Raw genomic sequence first — 24754 nt, 5'->3', positions numbered from 1 at the left:
GCGGGTGCTCAGCGGCGGCCGTCGAAGGGCCGGCCCGCGCGTTCCCGACCGCGCCGCAACTCGGTGCGCAGAAGGCGGGCGACCGGGTCGAGCAGGCGGCGTGCCAGGTCGTCCAGGTCGAGGTCGCCGCCCTGTGGCACGGTGTCACGCGGACTTCCGCCGGTCCGCCCGGAGGCGGTGCCCCGTTGGGCCGGGGTGGCGGTGCCCGGGACGGTGGCGGTGCCCGGTGCGGTGACAGGGGCCGGGACGGTGGCGGTGCCCGGTGCGGTGACAGGGGCCGGGACGGTGGCGGTGCCCGGTGCGGTGACAGGGGCCGGGACGGTGGCGGTGCCCGGTGCGGTGGTGGGTGCGGGTGCGCTCCGGACCGTGCCCCGGGTTCCGCCGGTGTCGCGTTGCACGGGGGGTGGGGCTGCCTCCGGGGGAACTCCCGGAGCGTCGCCGGGGTCCAGCCTCCTGGACCGCACCAGCGGAACCACGGGTACGGGCCGCGCCGAGGGCTCGGCCGGGGAAGGCTGGACCACGAGCGGCGGCGCGTGCGGGGCGGTCACGGGCAGGGGACCGGACGTGCGAAGGGATTCGGACGTGGGCACCCGGCGCGGCCCGGGGGAGCCGGGCGCTCGCTGGACGTGCTGCGGCGCTGCTGTGGAGGGCTGGGCGGCCCAGCGTGCCGCGACCACGGGACGGCTCACCGTGCGGGGGGCGGCGACGGGGGCCGTCGCGCTCCCCATGTCCCGGCTGCCGCCGAGGGTCAGGGGCCGCGCCGCGAGAAGTTGGACGGTGCGGTGCGGAGCGGCCGGCGCCTGGCCCGGGGCCCCGGCCCGACCGGCGAGGACGAGCGGGACGGCCCCGCTCGTCCGGGCCCTTGCGGGCGCGGGAGCTCCGGCACGACCGCCGCGCCGGGGCACGGGGACCGGGGGCGCGGGGTGCTGTCCCGCTCCCGGTATGAGCGCGCGCTGGACGGCGGACGAGGCGGACGGGGCAGGCGGAGCCGACGGGGTGACCAGGGCCGACGGGGCAGACGAGGTGGCCGGGGTGACCAGGGCAGACGGGGCAGACGGGGTGGCCGGGGCGTCGGGGCGTGCGGCGGTCGGCGGCATCGCGGGCAGCGGCGCCCCCAACCCGGCGCGCGGACGCCGCGAGGTCCGCCCCGGACCGTCCTCGGCAGCCGGGGCCTCCGTCTGCCGCTGCACGAAGGGCAGGGCCGACCCCGAGGGCGCGCCCGTGGAGGGGGAATCGCCGGCCCGCACGTGACCGGCCGCACGGGTTCCCAAAGCCTGTGCGGTGGCCGGGAGTTCGGCCAGCGGCGGACCGAGAGCCGGACGACCGGCCGCGCGCAGCACGGGTGCGGCGCCGAGCGGTGGGCGATGCGCTGTGCGTTCTTCGGGGGCGTCGGGCGGGGTCTGCGTCTGGCGTTGGATCGTGGGCACGGTGGGTGGGGGAGTGGTGGCCTGTGACCCCGAGGGTGCGGTGGGCAGGGGGAGTTCGGTTGCCGCTGCGCCGAGTGGTGGGCGATGCGCTGTGTGCTGTTCGGGGGTGTTGAGCGGGGTCTGCGTCTGGCGTTGGATCGTGGACATGGTGGGTGGGGGAGTGGTGGCCTGCGGCCCCAGGGGTGCGGTGGGTAGGGGGAGTTCGGTTGCCGCTGCGCCGAGTGGTGGGCGATGCGCTGTGCGCTGTTCGGGAGTATCGGGAGTGGTCTCCGTCAGGCGCTGGACCGTGGGCATAGCCTGTAGGGGAGCGGGGGTTTGCGGACCCAAGGGCGCAGCGGGCAGGGGGAGTTCGGTTGCCGCTGCGCCGAGCGGTGGGCGATGCGCTGTGCGCTGTTCGGAGGCATCGGGAGTGGTCTCCGTCAGGCGCTGGACCGTAGGCAGGGCCGGTAGGGGAGCGGGGGCTTGCGAACCCAAGGACGCAGCGGGAACGGGGGGTTCGGCTGCCGGAGCACCCAGGGCCGGGCGATCGCCCGCGCGCTGCACAGGTGTTTCGCCGGCGCCCCGCGCGGGTGTGACGGGCAGGTCGGGGACGATGGTCTCCGCTTGCCGCTGGACGACGGGCATGGCCGGTGCGGGAGCAGGGGTGGCCGCTCCCGAGGGCGCGGCGGGCGCCGGCACTTCGGCCGGCGGGGCACCGAGGGGGGCAAGGTCGGCCGCACGCTGCACAGGCGCGTCGGGGGACGGGCCGTCGATGTGCGCCGGGGGGACGGCGGGACGCACGACGGGCACCCGGCGCCTGGGTGCGGCGGGTACCCGGGCGACGGTCAGGGACCGGCCGACAGGGCGCGTCTGCACCACGGCGCGCGCCGCTTCGGCTCGGTCCTCAGGGCCCCCCTCGCCCGGGTGGTCGGTACGGGCACTCTTGGCGGCGGGTACCTCCCGGCCCGGACGGCGGTCGGTGGCGGCAGGGAGGGACCTGGTTCCGGTTGCGGTCCGCTGTACGGGCGGGCCGGCCGGGGCCTCCGGGGCGCCGTCGCCGGAAGCGTCGGCGACCACCGCGATCCGGCGGACCAGCGGGAGCCGCGTGGGCATCGGCGTACGGCCGGCCCCGGCCGGGGACAAGGAGGTTGCTTCGGCTCGCTGAACGACATGAGCGCCGTCCGCACTGAGCACGGCCGCGGACTGCGCGGGCGTGAGGCCACGGGTACCAGGTGCACCGCCCGCCGCCCCGGCCCCCGAGAGGACACCCCGCCCGCCGCGGGACCGTCCTGAGTCCTCGCCGACGTCGTCGGCCCGCGAGCGGTCGGCGCCGGAGGCAGAGGGCAAGGGGTCGGATCCGCTCCGGCCGGCGCTCGCCCTGACCGCAGGCGCGGCCTGCGCGGACACCGGAGCGCCCTTCACCGATGCGCCCGCACCCGACGCACCCGCGCCCGGATCCGAGGTGCCCGGCCGCGCACTCGAACCACCGGCACTCGACGCACCCGGCCGCGGACGCCGTGAGGTCGGCGCGCCGGGTGCGCGTGAGGCCTGCGCGCCGGGTGCCGGCGGCGCCTCCACCTCCGGCGCGGCGTCCGCATCGGACGGGGGCAGTGCCCTGAGCAGCAGCGGGCCGCCGCCACTGTGGGTGGGGTGTGCGGTGGCGGGACGGGCGACGCCGCGCACGAGGCCGGCCGGGGCAGTCGGCAGCAGGGCGTGGGCGAGGCCGGTGTCGAAGGACGGATCGCGCCAGGCGGCCAGCCCGTCCCGGAAGGCGAGCCCGTCACTGACCCTCATCGGTGCTCGGGACAGGGTCAGGAGGGAGGGCGCGGTGCGACGCCACCCGCCGTCCCAGTCTGCGGGCACGCCCGGGCCCCGGACGGCGGGGGCCTCTTGGACCCCACCCTCCGCGCCCACACCCGCTGCGCCCACACCCGCTGCACCCGCGCCCGCCGCGCCCACAGCATCCGCACCCGCGCCGCCCGAGGGTGCGGCGCCCGGCGTGGTGGCGCGCCGGCGCACCCTGTCCCGCCACGCCATCTACTCAACCACCTTCGTTTATACGGGAGTTGATATGAGAGATCTCGGTGACCCACTGCCGGCGTTCGTCATGGGTCAGGTCGAGGATCTCGTCGCGTTGCCAGTGGAAGTGGTAGGCGATGTACGCGATCTCCTCCCTGAGCCGGGGGAGCGCGTACGTCACGATTCCCCCAGGCGCCCACCGGAGAGGTCGACCTCGAAGCCGCCTTCGCAGTGCGGGCAGGTGACCGCCGCGCGGGTGTGGCCTTCGCTGTTGACGCGCCGGTAGAAGTCCTGGAGGAACGCGACGTCCGTCGCGTACATCCGCTCCACGACCCCGGCGTGCACGTCGGTGACGGTGCCGAGCCGGGTGATGACCTGGCTGAGCAGCACCACACTCAGGTACGCCGGGTTCTCCTTGACCCGCAGGTCGATCTGGGGCCGCAGCTCGTCACGGGCGGTGGCCAGGCGCATCGAGCCGTGCCGGTGCACGGTGCCCGCCTCGTCCACGTACCCACGTGGCAGTTCGAACTCGAACTCGGTGCGCAGCGCGTGCTCCTCGCGCTGCGGCGGAGCGGCGGCGGCGGAGGGTGCCGCCGTCTGTGCCGGAGTCGTGGCGGGTGCCGTGGCCTGGAGGATCTCCTCCAGGCTGCCCGCCGTCACCGTACGTCGCCTCATTCGACGATGATCTCCTCGAACACGATGGTCACGGACTCGGTGGCCGCGGCGGACTCGCCGGCTTTGAGGGAGGGCCCCTCCCACTTGGAGGCCCACCCGTTCATCAGCTGGATGCGGCGGACGGTCTCGCCCGTGGAGTCCTTGATCTCGATGGTGAGGTTCTGCCGAGCGGTGTCGACGGCCCCGTTGTTCAGGGTCTCCTTGATCCACTTGGTGAACTCGCTGCTCTTGTCGAGTCCCCGGGTGATCGTGACCTCGCCGGCCTGGCGGGCGCCGGGCTGCTTGCGGATGATCTGCTTGCCGTCCTTGCTGACCTGACGGACCTCGACGACCTCCTCCTCGACGGTCAGGCCGCTGATCTCCTGGATCGACTCGACCAGGTAGCCACCGAGCTGCACGCCGAAGATATGGGTGGAAAGAGCATCGCCCTCTGCCATGACTGTCTGTCACCTTTCCTTGTTGCTCGTCCCGGCTGTCCCGGGGTTGGCGGACCCTCAGGTCACTCGTCGATGAGGCTGGTGCTGTCGGAGAACTGCGCCAGCCGGAACACCACGAACTCGGCCGGCTTGACCGGCGCCACGCCGATCTCACAGACCACCCGGCCCTGGTCGATCGATTCCTGGGGGTTGTTGTCCCGGTCGCACTTGACGTAGAACGCCTCCGCGGCCGTCCGGCCGAACAGCGCGCCGCTGCGCCACTCCTCGGTGAGGAACGCGGTGACGTTGCGCCGGATGCTCGACCAGAGCCGGTCGTCGTTCGGCTCGAAGACGACCCACTGGGTGCCCAGGAGGATCGATTCCTCCAGGTAGTTGAAGAGGCGGCGCACGTTCAGGTAGCGCCAGGCCGGATCGGAGGAGAGGGTGCGGGCGCCCCAGATCCGGATGCCCCGGCCGGGGAAGGCCCGCACGCAGTTCACCCCGATCGGGTTGAGCAGGTCCTGCTCGCCCTTGCTCAGGCGCAGTTCCAGGTCGATCGCGCCGCGGATCACCTCGTTGGCGGGGGCCTTGTGCACGCCGCGCTCGGCGTCGCTGCGCGCCCACACGCCGGCGATGTGACCGCTCGGCGGGACGGTCGTGTTGCGCCCGGCGGCCGGGTCGAAGACCCGGATCCACGGGTAGTAGAGGGCGGCGTAGCGGGAGTCGTAGCCCGCCTCGTCGTTGCGCCAGGTCCGCACCTGCTGCGCGGAGAGACCGGGCGGGGCGTCCAGGACGGCGACCCGGTCGCCCATCTGCTCGCAGTGCGAGATCACGGCGAGCTGGACGGTGCGCACGCCCTCGGCGTCGATGTCACCGCGCTGGTGGGCGCCCATCAGGTCGGGCACTGCGACCATGGTGATCTCGTCGATGGTCTCCAGGCCGGCGAGCCCGGTGCGGGCCGCCGCGTCGCCGACGTACTCGGCCGGGTCGAGCCGGGCCGCGCCCCGGCCGGCGGCCGGAGCGGCCACGGCCGCCGGGGCGTCGGGCAGGGTCACGGTCTGGCTCGCGGGCCGGCTCTGGGCGCCGCCGCGCTGCTCGGTGACCTCGATCAGTGCCGAGGTGCGGGCCTGGGTGACGAGGTAGCCCTTGACGTTCCTGCGGGCGGACACCTCGAAGGTCTCGGCCACCGCGCCGTCGCGGCGGACCAGCAGCTTGAACCGGTCCTCGGGCGGGTTCTCGCCGTCCGCGTCGGCGATCTCCACCGACACGCCGGTGACGCCGGGCCGGGCCGCCAGCAGGAACCCGCCGAGCTCGACGGGTTCCGCCGCGCGCTGCACGGGGCCCGTGGCGGTGGACGGCGCGGAGCCGTCCCGGTCGGAGCCGCCAACCCGGACGACGTACGCGGCGCCGCCGCCGTTGGCGAAGTACCCGTAGACCGCGTGGGGCAGGTGGGCGCCCTCCGCGAACCCGCCGAAGCTCTGGGAGTACTGGTCCCAGCTGGTGACGAGCGTCGGCTCGTGGAACGGGCCGCTCCGTGCGAACCCGACGAACGCGGCGACAGCTGTGCCGACCCCTTCGATCGGGCGAGCACCGGACTGCACCTCCTCCACGTAGACACCCGGGGTGAGGTACGTCGGCATGCTCGCTCCTTCGCGTCACTGGTCTTCGGTGGACTTCGGCCCGGTCGTGCGGACTGCGGACTGCGGGCTGCGGACGGTGGTCCACGGACTCCGCCGCGCCCCGTCCCCAGCCTTTCCGTCGGCCGTCGCCGGTGGGAGGGACCCGGGGACCTGACCGGGGGCAAGTGCGCTGCCCTCCCCGGCCGCCGCGCCGGCCCGTCGGTCGCCCCGGCCGCCGCCCCGGCCCGCCGTCCCGGCTCAGGCCTTTGTGACCTGGGCCACGTACGGTCCGAACTCGCCCTCCAGCACCAGCCGGCCGAGCTTGCGGTACTCCTGCGCGACGGAGGTCACCGCCTGGGCCATCGTCAGTGGTCCACCCGACTCGGCGGCGAAGTACGCGGCGGTCACCGCGCAGGCCCGGATGGAGCCTCCGGCCAGTTCGAACCGGTCCGCGCAGAAGCCGAGGTCGAGGTCGTCGGCCCGGGGCACCCGGTCGCCCAGACAGCGGTCCCACAGGGCGAGGCGCTGGGCGGCGTCGGGCACCGGGAAGTCCGCGATCACGTCCAGGCGGCGGGTGAACGCCTCGTCCAGGTTGGCGCGCAGGTTGGTGGTCAGGACGGCGATGCCGTCGAAGGACTCCATCCGCTGGAGCAGGTAGGCCGACTCCATGTTGGCGTGCCGGTCGTGGGCGTCCTTGACCTCCGAACGCTTGCCGAAGATCGCGTCCGCCTCGTCGAACAGCAGCACCGCGTTGACGGCCGAGGCCTCGGTGAAGATCCGCTCCAGGTTCTTCTCGGTCTCACCGACGTACTTGTCGACCACCGTGGAGAGGTCCACCACGTACAGGTCCATGCCCAGGTCGGCCGCCACCACCTCGGCCGACATCGTCTTTCCGGTACCGGACGTACCCGCGAACAGCGCGATCACCCCGCGCCCGCGCCCGCCACCGGGCCGCATGCCCCACTGCCCGAGCACCTGCTCGCGGTGGCGGGCGCGCACCGCGAGCTCCCGCAGGCTGCGGTGGGTGGGGGCGGGGAGCACCAGGTCGTCCCAGCCCACCGCGGGCTCGACCCGGCGGGCGAGGCGGGCCAGCCCCGCGCCGTTCTGGGCCCGTACGGCGGTGCGCAGGTCGTCGGGGGAGACCGGGCGGCCGTCGAGCGCGGCCGTGCGCACCGCGGTGCCGGCGGCGCGCCGCAGCTGCCCGGCGTCCAGGCGGTGCGCGGCGACGGACCGGGCGAGCGCGTCGGCCCCGCTCTCGCCGACCCCCGCGCCGGCCCGCTCCAGCGCGTGCCGCCACCGCGCGACGTGCCGGTCGGGGGCGGGGGCCGCCACCGTCAGGGTGACGGGGGTGTCGGCCGCCCAGGCGGGCTCCCAGCCGCTGGTCCCGTAGGTGAGGAAGGGGATGCCGCGCAGTGCGTCGCACAGCGTGCGCAGGACACGGGCCCGCTCGTCGGGCCGGTCGGGCAGCTCCTCCACCGGCCCCAGCAGGACGCCCGCGCCCAGCAGCCGGGCCTCGCGGGCGACCGCCCGGGCCAGCCCCGGCACGGCACGGGGGTCGTGGGACAGGGCCGCCGCGTCCAGGGCCAGCGGCCGCAGCCCGCCCGCGTGCAGCGCGGCGACGGCCAGCCCCTCGGGATCGCCGCCGCGGGTGCGCAGGTGGACGTGGCCGGTGCCGGTCCCGGTCGCGGCGGCGGCCCGGCGCAGCTCGGCCGGGTCGACGGCCGGATCGTCGGCCGGACCGCCGAGCACCCCGGTCAGCAGCGGGTCGGGCGACGCGTCGCCCAGCAGGTGCGCGGTGACCCGGTCCGGGACGGTCAGCACCCTTGACAGGGGCGGCCGTTCGGGCTCGGTGACCTCCAGCAGACCGCCCGCGACGAGCGGCGCGGTGGGAGCCAACCGGAAGCGGGCCGCGGACAGCCCGCTGTGTCCGCACAGTTCGAGGGCGAGCCCGACGGTGGGCCGGCGGCGCGTCAGGTCGTCGTTGAGGTAGCCGTAGAGCTGCTCGAAGCGGGCGTCCAGGTCCGGGGCCAGGGCGACCAGGAGCAGGTCCAGGTCCAGGGGCGCCAGGGCGAAGCGGGCGGCGAGCACGGCCAGCGGCGATCCGGGCGGCGGAGCGTCCGGCGGGTCCTGCGCGTCCGGCGCGGGCAGTGCGGGCGGATGCCCCTCGTCCAGGACGCGGGCGACCGCCTCCGGCGTGAGGTACTGGCCGCGGTACGGATCGTCCGGATCGGGATCGACGGCACGCCGGAGCGCGACGGCCGTGCGCACCCGTTCCTCGACGACCCGCAGCCGCGTCCACAGGTAGGGAGCCGGAGCCGTCGTCCCGGCCGGGGGCTCCGCGGTCCGCGTCACGGCTGCCGCTCCCCGCGTCGGCGGCGAGCGGGGGCCTGCCCCCGCTCCCGGGAGCCGCCGAAGCCCTCCGGACCGGGCTCGCCCACCTCCGTGTAGCGCAGGCGCCGCGCGGACCGCGGCTCCTCCGGTTCGGCCCGGGCCGCGGCGCGTAGGACGAGCCCCTCGGTGACCGGCGGGGCGACGGCCGTCGTGGCTCCGGCCAGTGGCGCCCTCACCCGCAGCCCCAGCGACGGTTTCAGCTCGCCGCCCAGCGCCGACCACACGTCGGAGGCGGCGGGCGCGTCGAGCCCGGTGCCACCGCCGTCCAGGCCCACGATGAGGCCGAGTTCGGCGAGCGAGCCGGTGAGCAGGTGCGGGGGCAGCGCGTCGGTGGACACCAGACACCTCAGCACCTGGGAGAGCAGCCGGTGTTCGTCCTGCGGCCGGCTCGCCCACGCGGTGACGAGGTACGTCAGCTCGAACCAGCGCGCCGGGGCGCGGCGCGCGGCGAGGAAGCCGTCCGCGTCGTACACCTCGCCCGCACCGCTGGCGCGCCGGGTGTGGTCCTCGCGGACGTCGTACAGGAACACGCACACCGTCGGCGCGCTGCGGCGGGCCGCCCAGTCGCGGGTCGGCGCGTCGAACACCACCTCGACGCCCGACGCGTCCAGGCCGGACTCCGTGAGCAGCCGGCGCAGCCCCTCGTCGACTTCGTGGATCATCGTCGGACCACCTCGTTGGGCGGCTGCACCGTGCCGCCGACCACCAGGAAGCCGGTCTGCACCGGGGAGAAGCCGGGGCCGCTCGCGGTGATGACGCGGGGGCCGGTCTGGTCCTTGGCCAGGATCAGCAGTTGGCCGATGAACCGGCCGTCCTGCCCGGGGACGGTCGGCGCCGCCGCGGCCGTGATGCCCGGCTGCCACGTGAACCGCACGGGCGCGCCGGGCGGGAAGTCCTCACCGCGTACCGAGGTGACGAAACCGGGCTTGCCGATCGGCGGGACCGCGACGATCCGCGGCTGGAGGATCCGCAGCTGCTGGACGGCTTCGTTGTCGCCGGGGTCGGCGTCCGTGCCGGTGGTGGTGAGGGTGCCGGTCACGAGACCGGTGAGCGCCTTGTCAGGGCTGAGGACGACCTGGACGACGGTCCCGGCACCCGGGGCGAGGTCGGGCAGCACACACACCCAGGCCTGGTCGCAGCCCGGCGGCGGCCCGTCGTGGGGCACGCCCCCGGGCAGGCCCACGCGAAGCCGCAGACCGGTGGCCAGCCCGTTGCGGCCGTTGCGAACGGTGTACGTGACGACCACGCGACCACCCACGTAACCGGGGTTCGGCTGCGCCGTCAGGCTCAACCCGGGGCCGGCCGGTGGCGCGGGCGGCAGCGGCGGGGGCGGGGGTGGCGGGGGCGTGCCGGTCGGCGCCGGGGGCGGCGGCGGAGCGGGGGTGGTTGTCGGGCCCGGCGCGGGTGTCGAGGTCGGGGTCGGCGTCGGCGTCGGGGCCGGGGTCAGGGTCGGTGTCGGTGTCGGTGTCGGACCGGGCGTCGGCGGTGCGGGTGCCGGGCGCACCGGCACCACGGTCCGGCCGGTGTTGTCACTGGGACGGGGGTCGAGGACGGCACCGGTGACCGACCAGTCCAGGGGTTGGTCCCCGGGCACGACCCCGGTGAGGGTGACCGTGACCGGCACGGTGGTGCCCGGGCGCACCACGCCCAGGGCGCAGACCAGCGCCGCCGCGTCACAGGTGGCGCCGGGCGCGGTCAGGCCGTTGACGGTCACGCCGGCCGGAGGCGCGACGGTCAGCCTGGTCCCCGGCGAGGCCGCCGGGCCGTGGTTGACGACGTCCACCCGGATGTTCGCGGAGTCTCCCACGACGAGCGGCGCGGTCGTGCCGGGCGCCCGGACCGCGAGGTCCACGGACTGCTGGACGCCGGGTTCCTTCTGACGGCCAGGCAGCCCGGCGGTGAGCGGGGTTCGGGCCCCGGAGGCCACGTTCACCAGGGACAGCTTCTCCGGGCTGTTGGCGGCCAGGGCGGCACGCGAGCTGATCACCAGAGCCCTGCCGTCGGAGGTCCAGGCGGCGTCGCGGGGCTGGAAGGGCCCGGTCGCCGTCGTGTCGGGCAGCTCCCGACCACAGGCTCCCGGCCGGTCGCGGGCCGCGTCGGGAAGCAGCACCCGGCAGCCGCCACCCGCCGCGGAGGCGAGCAGGATCCCGTTGCGCTCGTCGACCCGGCCGGCGCCGTTCTTGCGGTTGAAGGCGATGGTGGCGCCGTCCGGTGAGAACGCCGGACTGTCGTCGACGACCTCGCAGGCACCGGGGCAGTGGGCGGCACTCAGGTCGCGCTGGCGGTCCAGGTGGTCCACCGACACCGTCCACACGTGCTTGTTGCCGCCACCGCCGTTGACCACCTGGTTGCGGGTGAAGGCCAGGGTCGTGCCGTCGGGGGACCACGTGGGCTGGGCGTCGCCGCCTTGGGACTGCCCCTCGGGCGGGACGATCACGTTGCGGACCGCGCCGGTGGCGGCGTCCGCGATCAGGATCCGTCCGGGACCGGAGGCGGCGCCGACACCGCCCGGGGAGGTCCGGGTGAAGGCCAGGTACCGGCCGTCCGGGGAGAAGGCCGGATCGGTGTCCCAGTCCCTGGGGCCGCGGCCCGCGAGCGGAAGCGCCGCCGGGTCGGAGCCGTCGGCGTCCGCGATCCAGATCCGTTCGATCCGCCCGGCCGGTCCGTCCGGCCCGGCCGGAACGTCCTCGAAGCGGGTCAGCACGATCCGGCGGCCGTCGGGCGTGTAGCTCTGCCGTTCGGTCCACGGGTCGTACCCGGCGGCCGGTCGGAACAGCGGGTCCTTCGTCGGATCCGTCTCGGTGTCGGCCGCCGGGTCCTCCTTGAGGACGGTCCGGCCGAGATCACGCGGGTCGGAGCCGTCCGGGCGCACGTCCTGCAGGGTCACCACGTGCGGCCCGGGCGCCGAGGTGTGTTCGACCACCGCCCCGCCGCCCTGGAGCGGACCGAGCCAGGTGGCCGATGAGACCTCGCGGTCCTCGCTGAGCACCACCTGCGGTTCGTCCTCCGAGAGCGCTTTCACCCGGAAGACGTGGTCCCAGTCGCCCTCACAGGAACACGTCCGGTCCGGGCTGAGGAAGAGCAACCCGTTCCCGTCGGGCAGCCAGGCTGCCCCGTGCGTGCGCCACTGCGCCCGCGGACCCGCCAGCAGCGGCCCGCCGGTGCGCCCGTCGGTCCACCGCAGCCGGGGCCCGGCGGCTCCGGTGGCGGTGTACGCGATCCGGTCCCGCGTCGCCGGCCCGTCCACCGGGTTCCACACCGGCTCGGTGCCCGCACCGTCGGCGGGGTCGGAGACCCGCGTGGCGGGGCCACCCCGCAGCGGCCGCACGTAGACCTGCCGGCCGGCGGCCCGGTCGCCGTCGGAGGAGTACGCCAGCCGCGCGCCGTCGGGCGAGACCGTCGGGTGCTCCTCGTTCGCGGGGGTGTCGGTCAGCCGGGTCAGACCGGTGCCGTCGGTGCGCACCAGCCACAGGTCGCGCTGGGTGCCACCGGCCGCGGCGGGCTGCGCCGCGTCGAAGACGACCGACCGGCCGTCCGGCGTCAGCCGCGGGTTCGCCGCGTCCAGACCGCTGGTCAGGCGGCGCACCGAGCCGTCGGCGGAGCGCAGGTAGACCTGCGGGGTCTGCTCGTCGCGGCGGCTCGCGAAGACCAGCCGGTCGTCCAGGGCGGCGGGCTCGACGTCGAAGTGCGCCGGGCCCTCGCCGAACAACGGGGTGCTCGACTTGTCCGTCACCACCCGGCCGAGGCTCCGGTGGCGGGTACCGGCGTACGCGATCCGGCTCTCCCCGGCGTCGGCGCCCGGGGCCCGGGCCTCGGTGTCGCCCGGGCCGGCGGCCGCCGTCACCGCGAGCAGGGGCGCCAGCAGCAGCAGCGACGCAGCGGCCCTTCCCCAGCGGTGTCGCCGACTGCCGGAGTCACCCGTGCCCATCACGGTCCCACCTCACAGTCCGGTCCAGTGATCCACGTCCGACGGCTTGTCCACGTCCGACGGCGCCACCCTGGCCCCCCGCACCCGCGGACCGGCAGGGCCCCGGGGCCGCGCCCGGGGGAAGCACCGGCTGCGCTTTCGGGCAGCCGGTGCCCCCGTACGGTCAGATCAGCCCGTTGCGCAGCGCGTAGCCGACCGCGTGCGAGCGGTTGCGCAACTGGAGGCGGGTGATGACCTCGTGCAGGACGTTCTTGACGGTCCGTTCGGAGTACGAGGTCTTGCGCGCGATCTCCGCGGTGTCCAGGCCCTCCGACACCAGGCGCAGCATGTCCGCCTCGCGCGGGGTCAGCGTGGACAGGGACACGGCGTGCGGATCGAGCGCCGACCGCTGCAGGCTGCCGACGTGGTCGAGGAGCTTCGCGAGCAGGTCACCGGGCAGGACGCCCTCACCGTTCGCCATCGCCAGGACCAGCCGCAGCAGCCGGTCCTGGTCGGCCTCCGCGCGCCGCAGCACGGCGGTGACCCCGCATTCGATGGCACGTTGTAAGGCGTCCCCCGAGTCGAACGTGCCGACCACGAGCCCGGTGCGCGTGGCGGAGTTGTGGCGCAGCCGGTACAGCAGGGCGGCCGTCTCGTCGTCCACGCTGTCCACGGCCACGAGCGAGACCCGCGCGTCGTGCGCGCCGGCGTCGTCGACCAGCTCGACCTCGGGCCGCTGGCGCAGCTGTTGGACGATCCCGACGTGCAGGACGGGGTCCGAGGCGTACACGGCCACGGTGACCCGTCGGCCGGGGCCGCCGGATGCCGCGTCCTGCGCGGCCCGGGCCGAAGCCGGGGTCGGGGCCAGGACTGGGGGTGAGCCCTGGGCCGGGACGGTCGGCCGCGGGGTGCCGGTACCGGACGGGTGGATGGTGCTCGACGGGTGGATGGTGCCAGTGAGGTCGGCGCGGAGCATGAGGCGTACCTGTTCCATGATGCGTATGAGGGGAATTGCCGCAGGGTCAAGTCAACAAAGCTTCTGGACAAAGGAGTTGGGAGGTGTTCGCAGGGGCATCACGGCTGCCCGGGGCCTTGCCCCCGCGTCCGTGGAGGCGGGCGGGGCGGCGGCGTAGCGTCGCGGCGTGACGACCCCAGCAGCCACTCCCAGTTCTGGCGCGCCCGGCCTTGACATCCCGTCGGTGACGGTGACACCGGGCGGTACCGCCTCCACCAGCCTGACCGTTCGCAACGACGGCGACATCGTCGAGGCGTACCGCCTGGAAGTCGTCGGTGACTGCGCGGCCTGGAGCACTGTCGAACCCGCCCGTGTCTCCCTCTACCCCGGCACCTCGGAAACGGTGACCATCCGCCTGGCGCCCCCGCGTTCGCCGCAGGTGCGGGCGGGCGAGGTGCCGCTGGCCGTGAGGGTGCTGCCCACCGAGCACCCCGAGGCGGTCCGGGTCCCCGAGACCACCGTGCGCGTCGAGGGGTTCCGGGAGCTGCGGGCCGAGAGCGCTCCCAAACGCCGCCGCGGATGGCTGCGCGGACGCTACCGCATCGCCGTCCACAACGAGGGCAACCGTCCCGTGCAGGTGGGATTCACCCCGGCCCAACGCGGCGAGGAGCTGAAGTTCGACGTCCGCCCCGCGGAGCCGAAACTGGAGCCGGGCGAGTCGGCCGAGGTGGCGCTGCGGGTCAGCGCCGGGAAACCCGTCTGGTTCGGGAAGCCGGTGACCTGGCCGTTCACCGTCACGGTGGCAGAGGTCGGGGCCAAACCCGGCGACGCCGGTGAGGACGACCGGGAGCGACCGCGGACGGAAGCCGAGTTCGTCCAGATACCGATCTTCCCCACCTGGCTGCTCGCGGTCCTGGCGGCGCTCCTCGCGCTGCTGCTGGCCTGGTTCCTGCTGGTGCGCCCCGCCGTGCGAAGCACGGCCAGGGAGGCCGCCGACCAGGCGGTCCAGAAACAGCCGACACCCACCGAGGCGGCGGCCGGCCAGACTCCGGCGGCCGGCCCCGGGCAGCCGGGCGCCGGGATCAAGAGCACCCCGCCCGGCGCGGGCGCGGGGGGTACGGGAACGGGCACCGGAACGGGTTCGGGCACCGGAACGGGCGGCGACGCCGGGGCCGGGCCGGGTGGCGGGCAGCAGAGTTCGGCCACCATCGACCTGGCGACCGCCGGCGGGGAGACCAAGACCGGTACCTACACCGTGCCCCCGGGCAAGACGTTCGGGATCACGGACATCGTCGTCGCCAACTTCCAGGGCGACGAGGGCGTCGTGACGATCGGTTTCGGCGATCGCAAGATCACGACGATTGCGCTGGAGACGTTCCGTAACCAGGACTACCACTGGGTCACCCCCATCAGGATCACTGCGAACCAGACCGTGACGGTCCAGGTGACCTGTGCGAAGCCGGGCACCCCGGCCACCGGCCTTCAGGCCCAGGAGTGCCACGAGGTCCTCAACGTGAGTGGCGTGTTGAGCGATCTCAGGTGAACAGATGCCACACGCATCGTCTGTCAGGTTGTCCCCTGAGCAAAGTGGCGCCCCAGCCGTCCTGGCTGAAAACCGACTCTTCGGAGGCCCGGAAGGCACCCTGCTCGTGACTGTACATCCTCATTCCTGCGGCTCCGGAGGGCTCCGGCCTCGCGTTCGAATTGCAAACCTGATGGTCAGTCAAATACGGCTGGATCCGTTCCCTCCCCCGTGGACGACCGACCGTTCGGACGCGTCCGAGAAAGTGAGGAAGGACACCGGCGGGCCGTCCTGGCACGTCATCCGGCACCACGGGCCGGCCCGAGTCACGGGCCGGCCCTCCTCGTGGAGCGACGCGTGCTGCGTACCGGTGCGCGTCGCAGGGGTCGGTACGCGTCACGTACCGGTGCGCGTCATGAACCGGTGCGCCGGCGGGCCGTGTCGCCGGCCAGCGCCCGGTCGTGCCGGTACGCCTCCTCCGCCCAACCCGCGAGGTCGCGCAGCTCGGTCTTGAGCTCGTCCCAGGTCTTCATCAGGGAGCCCATGGTCCGGATCTCGAAGGGGACCATCATGGAGCCCTCCTCCTCGTGCGGGTCGATCTGGTTCATGCCGCCGAACACGCTCTGCTGCGGCACCTGGGGGACGCCCTTCAGCGTCGACTCGGCGAACGTGAGGAGGGACACCGGGAGGCCGTCGATCTCCCGGGTGGCGTTGTCGCGGAACTCCAGGTTCGCGCTGCCGTCGCCGGGGTTCTCCTGGAACTGTGCAACCATGTCGACGATCACGTCGCTGTTGTCCCGCAGGAAGTCCTGGAACCCGGGGTCGAGGAGCGCGCGTACGTCCGTGAGCTGGGACCGGGACAGCACGACCGTCAGGTTCTTGATCTGGCCGCTGTCCGCCTCCTGCGCGAGGTAGTCGGCCATGGCCGCGACCTGCATGAAGAACAGCTGGCTGTAGCCGTCCAGGGCGTCCGTCTCCAGCCGCTTGCGCTTGCGCGCCGACTGCTGATTCTGTTCGTACAGGTCCACGACCTGCCCGGCGAACGTCCTCGACTGCGAGAGCCGGAACCGGGCGCGGGGCAGCGGCGCCCCCGGGGCATCGGGAGCGGCACCCCGGAGGTGGTCGAAGAACATCGGCATCCCGGCCAGTGGCACACCGACCGAGTAGTGGACGAACAGCCCGTCACCCATGCCCGGGGCGCCGTCGTACTTCGGGAAGTCGAGATCCGGGGCGATCCGGGCGTCCTGCCCTGCGGGCAGGATCTCCAGCTCCAGGCCCAGGTCCGCCAAGGGGGCCTTTCCGGTCTTCCGGTAGAACGCCTCGCGCACCGTCCTGATCTCGTCGACCAGCCGCTCGAGGGCCGCCGGCCCGGACTCGCTGCCCGTGCCGACCACCCGGACCGCCCCGGTCACGAACTCCAGGTTCGAGTAGTCGGCGCCGTCGTTCAACGACCGCGAGTCGGAGACCAGCTTGAAGTCGCCCGCTGTGCTCTGGGCCAGGTCGGTGTCGCCCTCGTACTTCTCGCCCCTGGCGTTCTCGACGGGCATGTCGATCTCCGCCTCGAACCCCAGTTTCCGCTGCACGGCGGGCCCACCGACTCCCGCGGCGGCGGCGCCCGGCTCCGCCCGCTGGACCGCCTCCGGCCGGCCGGCCGGCCGTGCCATCACCCGTCGCGCGTTGGCCTCGGCCTCGCGCTCGAAGGCGTCACCGGGATCGCTGACCCGCAGCCCGTCCCCCCGGTCGGTACCGGCGACGGCCCCCTTCCGCTGCTGGATCACATGGGTCAGTTCGTGCGCGAGGGTGTGCTTGTCGCCTCCTCCGTTCCCGATGACGACGTCACTGCCGGACGTGTAGGCCCGCGCCCCGATCTCGGCGGCCGACCGCTGGGCCGCCGGCCCGGTGTGCAGGCGCACGTCGGAGAAATCCGCGCCGAGCCGCCCCTCCATCTCCGCGCGCACCGACCCTTCGAGCGGCCGCCCGGCCCCCCGCAACACCTCGTGCACGCCGGACCGTTGTACCGAGTCCGTGCCCCGCTCTCCCCGCTCCCCGCTCACCATCCGGGCCACGGCCGCGTTCCCGATGCTCCGCTGAAGCTCACGAGCACGCTCCGGGGACACCGCCCCCACCACGGGCCCGCTCACCCGCGGTTCCCGGGCCTTGCGGTCACCTCCCTCGGCCCGCTCGCCGCCGTTCCCCCTGCGATCGTCCGCCTTTGCGCGCACTGGCCCTCCCGGTCGTCTACCGCCGCCTTCACCCCTTTTCCCTACACCCCCGGCACCTGCCGCTCCCATGCCCGGAAGTGCACCCCCGGGTCCACGCCCCCTGCCCGCCCCCGCACTTGGAAGATCCTCCGCAACCGCCGCCCCAAGGGCGTCGGCGGCCACTTCGCCGGCCCGTCCTTGCCCGGCCCCGCCTGCGGGAACACCGCCGAGCCGCATCGGCGAATGCCGGCGACGCCGCACAGCTCGCGCGCGGCCGACCCCAGCGGACACGGGGAAGACAGGGCCGACCCAGCTCGTGTTCGTGCGCGGCGGCTGACTCCCGCGGCTGTGGGGAGGAACGGCGCGCTCTGTACGGTGGGGGCGCCGCCGCCGACTGACCTCCGGCCGCGCGGGGAGGAGGACCCCTGCCCCGCCACCGACAGGGCGGCAGGTCAGCGGCCCGCGCGACCGAGCCTGTACGGGCCGAGGTAGTAGGAGAGCGCCGCGTGCGACGGGCCGTCGGAGATCTCGCCGTCCACCAGGAGCTTGACCACCTCGGCCTCCGTCAGCCACTCGACCCGGGCGGCCTCGGAGATGTCCAGCGGCTCGCCGATCCGTGTGCACCCGGTCACGTGGTACGAGCGGAAGTGGGCGTCGCTGATGCCCGTCATGGCGTCGTACTCGGTCATCAGCTCGACCGGGCCCGGCCGCCAGCCGGTCTCCTCCTCGACCTCGCGGGCGATCGCGGCAGCCGGCTCCTCGCCGGGGTCGGCCCAGCCGGCCGGGACTTCCCAGCCCCACCGGCCGGTGATGAAGCGGTGCCGGTAGATGAGGAGGAAGCGGCCCTGCTCGTCGGTGACGACGGCGGTGGTGGAGGCGCGGGGCATCCGGACGACGTGGTGCTCGATTCGTCCGCTTCCGGGGATGTCGACGTCGTCGAGCCACAGCTCCACCCATGGCGAGCCGTATACCTGCCGCCGGCCGTAGACCTGCCACTCCGATCCTGGCACCAGCCCCTCCTCACGCATGTACGAGTTGGCACCCCGACTCTCTCACGCGCAGCAGGCTCTCGTACGGGCCTCTCGGCCCACGGGGCGAGGGCCTGCTGGAGTGCGCGGCCCGGCCCGGAGGAGAAGCGGCTGGACGACAGTGGCGCCGGCGAGGTCGGGGGCAGCGGGCGTCGAGGGCAGCGTGCGCGGTGGCGCATGCTGCGTCGAGGTCACCGCGGCGATCGGCTGACATGAACCGGAGAAACCGCGCACAGGTGTGTAGACGGCGGTCGGCGGAATGATCAATCCGGGACGGAGCATCGGGCTGACGGCCCACCGTGCGTGCTAGAACCTTCGACGGCAGTGAACGCTCACCCGCGACCACCGCCGTCAGCACCGTGCATCCATCGGCAACTCCTCCACCGAGGGAGAACCATGTCCATCGCACGTACCGCACGTACAGCACGTACCGCACGAACTCTCCGATCCGCCCTGCTCGCGGCCCTCGCCGCGCTGGCGCTGCTGCTCTCCGGCGCGGCCGTCAGCACGCCCGCCTCCGCAGCCACGACCACCACGAGCACCACCACCGGTCTGGACGGCGTATGGGCGTGTGACGTCCCGGCCGGCTACGTCTACGACCAGGTGTCCATGAACCGCAGCTGCAGCGGCGGCGGCAGCTGGAACTCGCCGCAGTTCCACCTGCGCACGCCCGTCGACGGGCTGACCGCGTGTGTCAGCACGCCGGCCTTCGTCTACGACTCCATCTCCTGGGGCTACGCGTGCAGCCAGCAGTCCGGCGTGATCTCCAACGCCTACCACCTGCGCACCCCGTACGACGGCCTCACCGCCTGCGTGGGCACCCCCGCCTTCACCTATGACTACGTCGGCCGCAGCACCTCCTGCAACATTTCGTACGGAAGCGGCATCCCCTCCACCACCTTCCACCTCCGCAAGCCGGTCAACGGCATGTGGGCGTGCGACGTCCCCCGGGGCTGGACCTACAGCGCCACCACGTCGAACCTGGACTGCGCCAGCATCCAGGGTGTGCCGACCACCAAGTTCCAACTGGTCGGCTGAGGCTGAGCAGAACCCGTGGAACAGGCGGGCGACCCGGCGCCGGCCGGGTCGCCCGCCCTGTCCCGCCCCGCCCCGCCCCGCTCAGACCGGCTCCAGCTCCGCGATCTCCTGGTCCCCGCTGAACCCGCCCGCCGGGCCACCGTCCCCGGGCACGTAGGTGACGCAGACCCGGGTGCCGCCACGGCGGCGGATCTCGGCGGCGACCCGCTCGACCTGCTCGACCTGCTCGACCGCGAAGCGGCCGAAGCCCTGCCCCGGGTGTCGGCGGCGATGTCGAGGCGCCAGAGGCCGGAGCGCGGCTGACTGCCGGGCTGGAAGAGCACGTGGAAGAAGGCCATCACGAAGCCGACCAGCCGCTCGCCGCCGTAGACCAGCCGCGGCCAGGCGGACTCGCCGTACGCGTACGCCTCGGCCGGCGAGGAGCCACCGGGGCGACCAGGTGCCCCTGGTCCGGACGGACCTTCAGCTCCAGGGCGGCATCGATGTTCTTCGGGGTGACCGGACCCGGCACGACAGCGACTGGCGCCCGTCGTGAGTTCGGGTTCGACCTCGCCGCAGCGGTGGGCCCAGCTCTGTGTGCACGAGTACCGCCGCCGCAGGTGTAGCTAAGGGCTGTCATTGCCGGGCGGCTTCGAAGCCGGCTACGGCTGGCCCCCGTTCGGGGCCTTGGCCGGCGTGGCCGCTACAGGGCGCATCCTTCTCTGCCTGGCCGGAGGACGCGGCACGCGGCGTGGCCGGAGCGGGCGAGCGCGGACCGCCGCGGTGCGGTGGCGGGCCGCAGGGGCGCGAGTCGGCGGCAGCTGGACGGTCGTCGGGCGCCTCAGCGCTTCGCGGTGTCCTGAGAGGCGAGCGCGCAGGGAGCAGCCCACAGGGGGACAACTCGCACGGGGGCAGCGGCGCCGCGGGTCTCAGCGGTACAGCCGGGGTCGGTGGTCGGCCGGATCGTCCTTGGAAGGGTGGCGATGGTGTGCGTCGAGGTCATGCCCGGCAAGCTATCGGCCGGTACCGACAAGACCCCGGCCGCCGCAGGGTGCTGCAGCCGGTGTCAGAGGGAACTGGTCAGCACGGACCCTCGGTTGCTGCGATCCGGCGGCGGCGAGCGCGAGCCGGTCGAGGAGCCGGACCGCCTCGGAGGTGTGCACAACGCCGGGGCCGCCAGCATTTCCAGGGGGCGCGCGTGGTGCAATCGGAGCCCCTGGCGCGCTGCTGCGCCCCCTACCGGAGGCGCGTGGCGGCGGTCAGGATGGCCGGGTTGTCATCCTGTGCACGAAGGAGGGATCTCTGATGGGGAATCACGAGAAGCCGCCGCCGGACCCGGGTAAGGGGAACCCGCCGCCGGGGAACTCGGACGGGCAGGTCCCGCCCCCTCCGCCGAGCGACGGGAAACACAAGAAGTGACCCCGCCGCTCCCCGGCCTGGCCCCGTTGCGGGCGCGCCTGGACGAGGCGATGGCCGGGCGCGGGGCCTGGCCCGAGCGTTCGCCGTGGCTGCGTGAGGCGGTGGCGGCGCTGCCGCGCGACCTGTTCGCGCCGGACCGGCTGTGGCGGTGGGACGGGCACGCCTACGCGCCGGTGGACCGCCACGGTGATCCGGACGGCTGGGCACGGGAGCTGTTCGGCGAACAGGACGCGGCCGCGGTCACCCAGGTGACCGCGGGGTTCCCGTCGTCGAGCCTGTCCGCGCAGGGCGTGGTGGTGGACATGCTCGACAGCCTGCTGCTGGAGCCCGGGCACCGGGTGTGGGACATCGGCACGGGCCAGGGTTGGAACGCGGCGCTGGCGGCGTGGCGGGCCGGCCCGGGCCGGGTGGTGTCCACCGAGGTCGACGACGGGCTCGCCGCGTTCGCGTGCGGGCGCCTGGCCGCGGCCGGCCTGCGGGTGGAGGTCGTCGTGGCGGACGCAACCGTCACGGTGCCCGACGAACCGGTGGACCGGCTGATCGCCACCTACGCGGTCGAGCGGGTGCCGTGGGCGTGGGTGGCGGCCGTCCGGCCGGGCGGGCGACTCGTCGTCCCGTGGGGCCGGCTCGGGCACGTCGCCCTGGACGTCGCCGACGACGGGCGCAGCGCGACGGGCTGGATGCAGGGCCTCGCGCAGTTCATGGCCGACCGCACGACCGGCCCGGTCCCGGCGGCGGGTCACGCCGGGTACGCCGCCGTGCGCGGCACCGACGCTGCGGAGGCGCAGCGCGTGGTCGAACGGGACCTCGCCCCGCTGGCCGTGGACTGGGACCTGCGGTTCGCGCTGCGCGTCGCCGTGCCGGACGCCGTGGTCGTCACCGGCACCGACGAGGACGGCGTGTCGGCGTGGGTGCACGACGGCGACCGGTCCTGGGCGGCGTTGTCGGCCAGGGGCGACGGCACCGCGACGATGTACCAGGGCGGGCCGCAGCGGGTCGGTGACGAGCTGATGACCGCCTGGGCGCAGTGGGAGGGACTGGGCCGGCCGAGCCCGTACGACTACGGGATGACGGTCCGCCCGGACGGCCAGTTCGTGTGGCTGTCCGACCCGGTGGACGGGCCGCGCTGGGCGTCGGCCGGGGTGGTAGCGGCCGGCGGGTCGACTCATTGACGACGCTGCCGACACCGGCAGTTTCCGGACGATCTCGCGGGACGAGACAGCTGGATCAACGCTCCGCCAGTGGCACGACGTGGTCGACGTCCAGCCGGGCCGGGTCGGGCGTGACGAGTGTAGGACCAGGCGGTTACCCCTACACACGGGTGAACGGCCGAGGCACTGTCGGGCGAGTCCCCATGAATCAGGACACGGCCGAAGGATAAGGAGTGGGAGGGCGGCGAGGACGCCGGCCAACGACGACGGGAGCAACCGTGGGCGCGATCATTGGGACCTGGAACCTGGAGAACTTCTGCCGGCCGCTGCCGCCCGGCAGCCCGCCCGACCCCAACAGGTGCGCCGCCAAGGACCAGGCGACGTACGAGGCCAAGGTCGAAGCCCTGGCCGGCGTCATCACCGAGATCGCTCCGGACCTGCTCGGGGTGCAGGAGGTGGGCAGCCAGGAGGCGCTCGACGACCTCGTGGCCAAACTGCCGGGCACCTGGCACACCGCCCTGTCGGACCACGCGGACCCTCGCGGCATCCGGGTGGGCGTCATCAGTCGCTTCCCGCTGCTCGACGTCCAGCAGCGCAAGGACTTCCCGACCGGTCTCCACCCTGTCCAGGTCGAGGACGACGGCATCCCGGGCAGCCCGACCAGCGAGATGGGGCGCGGTGGCCTGGCGGTACGGGTGGAACCGAGCCCCGGCCAGAGCCTTCACGTGGCCGTCTGCCACCTCAAGTCGAAGCTGCTGACCTTCCCGAACAAGCAGCACAGCACCGACGACGAGCGTCTGCGTGCCCGCTACGAGGCCTACGCCCTGTTCCGTCGCACTGCCGAGGCCGTCACCATGCGCGCCCTTGCCGACGACCTGCTCCAGGGCGACGGCCGGACCCACGACGTCATCGTGCTGGGTGACTTCAACGATGAGTGGCAGGCCGCCACCACCCAGATCCTGTACGGCCCGCCCGGCTCCCAGATGGGTACCGGCGGCTTCGATCACCCCGACCCGGGCGACGCCGAGCGGCTGTGGAACCTGGCTCCGAAGATCCTGGAACAGGGCGGCTCCTCGCGCACCTTCGAGGGCCAGCAGGAGCTCATCGACCACATCATGATCAGCCACGCGCTGCTGGCCAAATTCCAGGAGGTCTCCGCTGGCATCGACAAGCTGCCGAGTGTGGTGGAGGCCCAGCCGGCCGCGCCGCACGACAAGCCGTCGGACCACTCGCCCGTAGTGGCGAAGTTCGACCTCTAGGAGCACCAGGGGCCGGCGCAGTGGTGACTGCGTCGGCCCCTGTGGCCCGCTGCTCCTTGGTCAGTCGCGCGTTGTGCCGCGTTCCTCGGCCGAGGCCTCCAGACCGTATCGAGCCACGTGCTCGGCGTTGCTCAGGTCGATCGTCCGGATGCCTGCGGCGGCCAGTCGCTCGTTGATCTCGTCAAGGTGCTGCTGCACGAGTCGCCTCTCCGCGTCGGTGATGCGGCCCTTGTGCGGCTTTCCGGCGTGGTCAAGGCTGGCGTAGTTGACCCGTTCCTTGCTCCTGACCGGCGCCGAGGCCTGGCTGGAGACTGTCCGCGCCACCCGCTTGGCGTCGCGCAGCACCTCGGGCATCGGCGTGGCAGAGGCCAACCGGTTGAACGCCTCGGCCTCCAGGACGACTGTCTCCGGCTCGGCGTTCGGATAGTGCAGCTCGATCGTGACCAGGTCGGGTGCCAGGTCTTCCACCGCAGTCAGCTCGTCCGCCAGCGCCTCGATCTCAACCGGGCCGTCTGCCAGGTCCGGGTGCTGGTGCACCACGATGCGCACCAGGTCGGCGTCGTTCTCGACGTGCTTGCCGGTCAGGTCCGAGAACCGAATGATCTTCTGGCCCATGTCCACCTCTCGTAACTGCTGTGATCAGCCGAGAGCCTACGCCCGGAAGGATCAATACCGACGCGACGTCAGGACCTGCAGCGCCACGGCCGGCTGTCTCGACGCTCACGAAACCAGGCACGCTCGGTCGCTCTCATACATCGACACGATGCCAAGCCTGGCGAAGAGGTCATCGGTCAGCGCGAGCGCCGAGTTCCAGGCCTGCAGTGTGGCGCCGTACTCAGGCATCGGTCTGGCATGAACGGGTGACCACCGCCGGTAATGGTGGTGAGCGAAAAGCATCGACCCATGCCTGGCACTGTGGGCGGCGATGCCACGTTCGCGCAGTAGGCGTCGAATGAAGCGGTGGTCGTAGGCTTCGTTCGCGTGCAGTTCGGCCGACTTCCGGCGCCGTGGCCCGCGGCAGGAGCGGATGGGCGAGATCGACGCCAGGAGCGGTTCGAGGGCCTGGCTGTTGTGGAGGTTCGCTCCGGAGATGCCGACCGCCCTGGAGAGCGCGGATGCTCACCGAGTCGATCATCGCTCGCGACCAGTGTGAGATGGCCAGCGGCTCCGAGATCGTCCAGGACGATGCGGTAGAGCTTGGCCCAGACCCGTGCGGCGGTCCATCGATGAAGCGCCGGTGGCCGTTCCGCCGGCGCCGGACTGACCCGACGTTCGGTGCCGCTGCACCGTGCGGGAGTTGGGGGACAGACCTGCGGGGCAGGGGCGGGGCAATTTGTTTCGGGCGTGAAACGGGAGTACTGTCGCCCAGTCGCTCGGCAGGGAGCACCGGACACGCATCGGCGCGGACGGTCCCGGGGCGGCCAATCCCTGGAAACACCACTTCCCGGTTCGGGCTGGGTCGTGCTTTGCCTTTTTCGGCGGTGCGGCTCGGGCCTTATTCGGCGTGTCCGTTTATATGGATTGCGGCCGGATTCGCTTCTCGGAGCGGGGATGGGCTAGAGTTTGAAACGTCGGACGGGGCGTCAAGCCGCAGAAGACGCCAGCTAGTTGGGTGAACGAAGCGCCGGAAACGGAGCGGAGAACGCCTGATAAGCTGGGAACACGAAAGAACGAAGCGCCCGGAGGGCCCGCTGGAAGGCGGTCCGAAGGAAGTGTCCGTTCCTTGAGAACTCAACAGCGTGCCAAAAGTCAACGCCAGATATGTTGAC

16 protein-coding genes and 1 pseudogene are annotated in these 24754 nt (G+C 73.6%); 4 read left to right on the top strand and 13 right to left on the bottom strand.

The genetic code is table 11. The features are described from left to right. Positions 1-8: 8 nt before the first annotated feature. From J5Y04_RS39895 to J5Y04_RS39855, 9 genes are all read right to left on the bottom strand, one after another. Positions 9-398 carry a hypothetical protein gene (locus J5Y04_RS39895; protein WP_209417436.1) on the bottom strand — a complete coding sequence of 130 codons (390 nt, stop codon included), beginning with the start codon at positions 396-398 and terminating at the stop codon, positions 9-11. Positions 399-3447: 3049 nt separating this feature from the next. Further along, a complete protein-coding gene (locus J5Y04_RS39890; RefSeq protein WP_174315845.1) occupies positions 3448-3606 on the bottom strand; it encodes a DUF6760 family protein in 159 nt (52 codons plus the stop codon). Further along, positions 3603-4100, bottom strand: a complete 498-nt coding sequence (locus J5Y04_RS39885; RefSeq protein ID WP_209417435.1) for a hypothetical protein — start codon at positions 4098-4100, stop codon at positions 3603-3605. The genes J5Y04_RS39890 and J5Y04_RS39885 overlap by 4 nt, the downstream gene beginning before the upstream one ends. Beyond that, positions 4097-4537, bottom strand: a complete 441-nt coding sequence (locus tag J5Y04_RS39880; RefSeq protein ID WP_148648195.1) for a phage tail protein — start codon at positions 4535-4537, stop codon at positions 4097-4099. Before J5Y04_RS39880 ends, J5Y04_RS39885 begins: the two co-directional genes overlap by 4 nt. 62 nt (positions 4538-4599) lie before the next feature. Further along, a complete protein-coding gene (locus J5Y04_RS39875; protein ID WP_209417434.1) occupies positions 4600-6156 on the bottom strand; it encodes a phage tail sheath family protein in 1557 nt (518 codons plus the stop codon). A 237-nt stretch (positions 6157-6393) separates the two neighbouring features. Further along, positions 6394-8487, bottom strand: coding sequence for an ATP-binding protein (locus tag J5Y04_RS39870; protein ID WP_209417433.1), 2094 nt, complete (start codon positions 8485-8487; stop codon positions 6394-6396). Next, a complete protein-coding gene (locus J5Y04_RS39865) occupies positions 8484-9188 on the bottom strand; it encodes a DUF4255 domain-containing protein (protein ID WP_209417432.1) in 705 nt (234 codons plus the stop codon). The genes J5Y04_RS39870 and J5Y04_RS39865 overlap by 4 nt, the downstream gene beginning before the upstream one ends. Continuing rightward, entirely contained in the window at positions 9185-12454 is a 3270-nt protein-coding gene (locus tag J5Y04_RS39860; RefSeq protein WP_209417431.1) for a DUF11 domain-containing protein, read from the bottom strand. Before J5Y04_RS39860 ends, J5Y04_RS39865 begins: the two co-directional genes overlap by 4 nt. A gap of 163 nt (positions 12455-12617) precedes the next feature. After that, the gene (locus J5Y04_RS39855; protein WP_245206412.1) at positions 12618-13427 is read right to left on the bottom strand and encodes a response regulator transcription factor; all 810 of its coding nucleotides are present in this window, start codon (positions 13425-13427) and stop codon (positions 12618-12620) included. Positions 13428-13575: 148 nt separating this feature from the next. On the opposite strand from J5Y04_RS39855, the gene J5Y04_RS39850 reads away from it, so the two are divergent. After that, a complete protein-coding gene (locus tag J5Y04_RS39850) occupies positions 13576-14931 on the top strand; it encodes a hydrolytic protein (protein WP_307853547.1) in 1356 nt (451 codons plus the stop codon). A 392-nt stretch (positions 14932-15323) separates the two neighbouring features. Here J5Y04_RS39850 and J5Y04_RS44105 read toward each other — a convergent pair whose 3' ends face one another. After that, on the bottom strand, positions 15324-16913 hold the full coding sequence (locus tag J5Y04_RS44105; protein WP_374106218.1) for a DUF4157 domain-containing protein: 1590 nt from the start codon (positions 16911-16913) through the stop codon (positions 15324-15326). A 650-nt stretch (positions 16914-17563) separates the two neighbouring features. Beyond that, on the bottom strand, positions 17564-18121 hold the full coding sequence (locus tag J5Y04_RS39840; protein ID WP_209417429.1) for an NUDIX hydrolase: 558 nt from the start codon (positions 18119-18121) through the stop codon (positions 17564-17566). 414 nt (positions 18122-18535) lie between these two features. Between J5Y04_RS39840 and J5Y04_RS39835 the strand changes: the two genes are divergently transcribed. Continuing rightward, a complete protein-coding gene (locus J5Y04_RS39835; protein ID WP_209417428.1) occupies positions 18536-19177 on the top strand; it encodes a hypothetical protein in 642 nt (213 codons plus the stop codon). An 81-nt stretch (positions 19178-19258) separates the two neighbouring features. Here the strand turns inward: J5Y04_RS39835 and J5Y04_RS42660 are convergent. After that, positions 19259-19688, bottom strand: a pseudogene (locus tag J5Y04_RS42660) (GNAT family N-acetyltransferase). An 883-nt stretch (positions 19689-20571) separates the two neighbouring features. On the opposite strand from J5Y04_RS42660, the gene J5Y04_RS39825 reads away from it, so the two are divergent. Then, positions 20572-21747, top strand: coding sequence for a methyltransferase domain-containing protein (locus tag J5Y04_RS39825; RefSeq protein ID WP_307853546.1), 1176 nt, complete (start codon positions 20572-20574; stop codon positions 21745-21747). 257 nt (positions 21748-22004) lie between these two features. Beyond that, on the top strand, positions 22005-22985 hold the full coding sequence (locus J5Y04_RS39820) for an endonuclease/exonuclease/phosphatase family protein (protein WP_307853545.1): 981 nt from the start codon (positions 22005-22007) through the stop codon (positions 22983-22985). Between the two features lie 60 nt (positions 22986-23045). On the opposite strand, the gene J5Y04_RS39815 is transcribed toward J5Y04_RS39820, so the two are convergent. Further along, positions 23046-23600: a hypothetical protein gene (locus J5Y04_RS39815; RefSeq protein ID WP_209417426.1), complete on the bottom strand. Its 555-nt coding sequence runs from the start codon at positions 23598-23600 to the stop codon at positions 23046-23048. Positions 23601-24754: the final 1154 nt, after the last annotated feature.

Source organism: Kitasatospora sp. RG8 (assembly GCF_017813315.1).
GTDB lineage: Bacteria > Actinomycetota > Actinomycetes > Streptomycetales > Streptomycetaceae > Kitasatospora.
Note: the sequence above shows the minus strand (reverse complement) of the source record. Positions and strands in the feature narration are given on the sequence as shown.

Excerpts from the sequence above, each read along its gene's own strand:
- J5Y04_RS39860 (WP_209417431.1), bottom strand. The coding sequence starts at position 12,454 with ATGGGCACGGGTGACTCCGGCAGTCGGCGACACCGCTGGGGAAGGGCC.
- J5Y04_RS39855 (WP_245206412.1), bottom strand. The coding sequence starts at position 13,427 with ATGGAACAGGTACGCCTCATGCTCCGCGCCGACCTCACTGGCACCATC.
- J5Y04_RS39885 (WP_209417435.1), bottom strand. The coding sequence starts at position 4,100 with ATGAGGCGACGTACGGTGACGGCGGGCAGCCTGGAGGAGATCCTCCAG.
- J5Y04_RS39865 (WP_209417432.1), bottom strand. The coding sequence starts at position 9,188 with ATGATCCACGAAGTCGACGAGGGGCTGCGCCGGCTGCTCACGGAGTCC.
- J5Y04_RS39815 (WP_209417426.1), bottom strand. The coding sequence starts at position 23,600 with ATGGGCCAGAAGATCATTCGGTTCTCGGACCTGACCGGCAAGCACGTC.
- J5Y04_RS39835 (WP_209417428.1), top strand. The coding sequence starts at position 18,536 with ATGTCCATCGCACGTACCGCACGTACAGCACGTACCGCACGAACTCTC.
- J5Y04_RS39880 (WP_148648195.1), bottom strand. The coding sequence starts at position 4,537 with ATGGCAGAGGGCGATGCTCTTTCCACCCATATCTTCGGCGTGCAGCTC.
- J5Y04_RS39875 (WP_209417434.1), bottom strand. The coding sequence starts at position 6,156 with ATGCCGACGTACCTCACCCCGGGTGTCTACGTGGAGGAGGTGCAGTCC.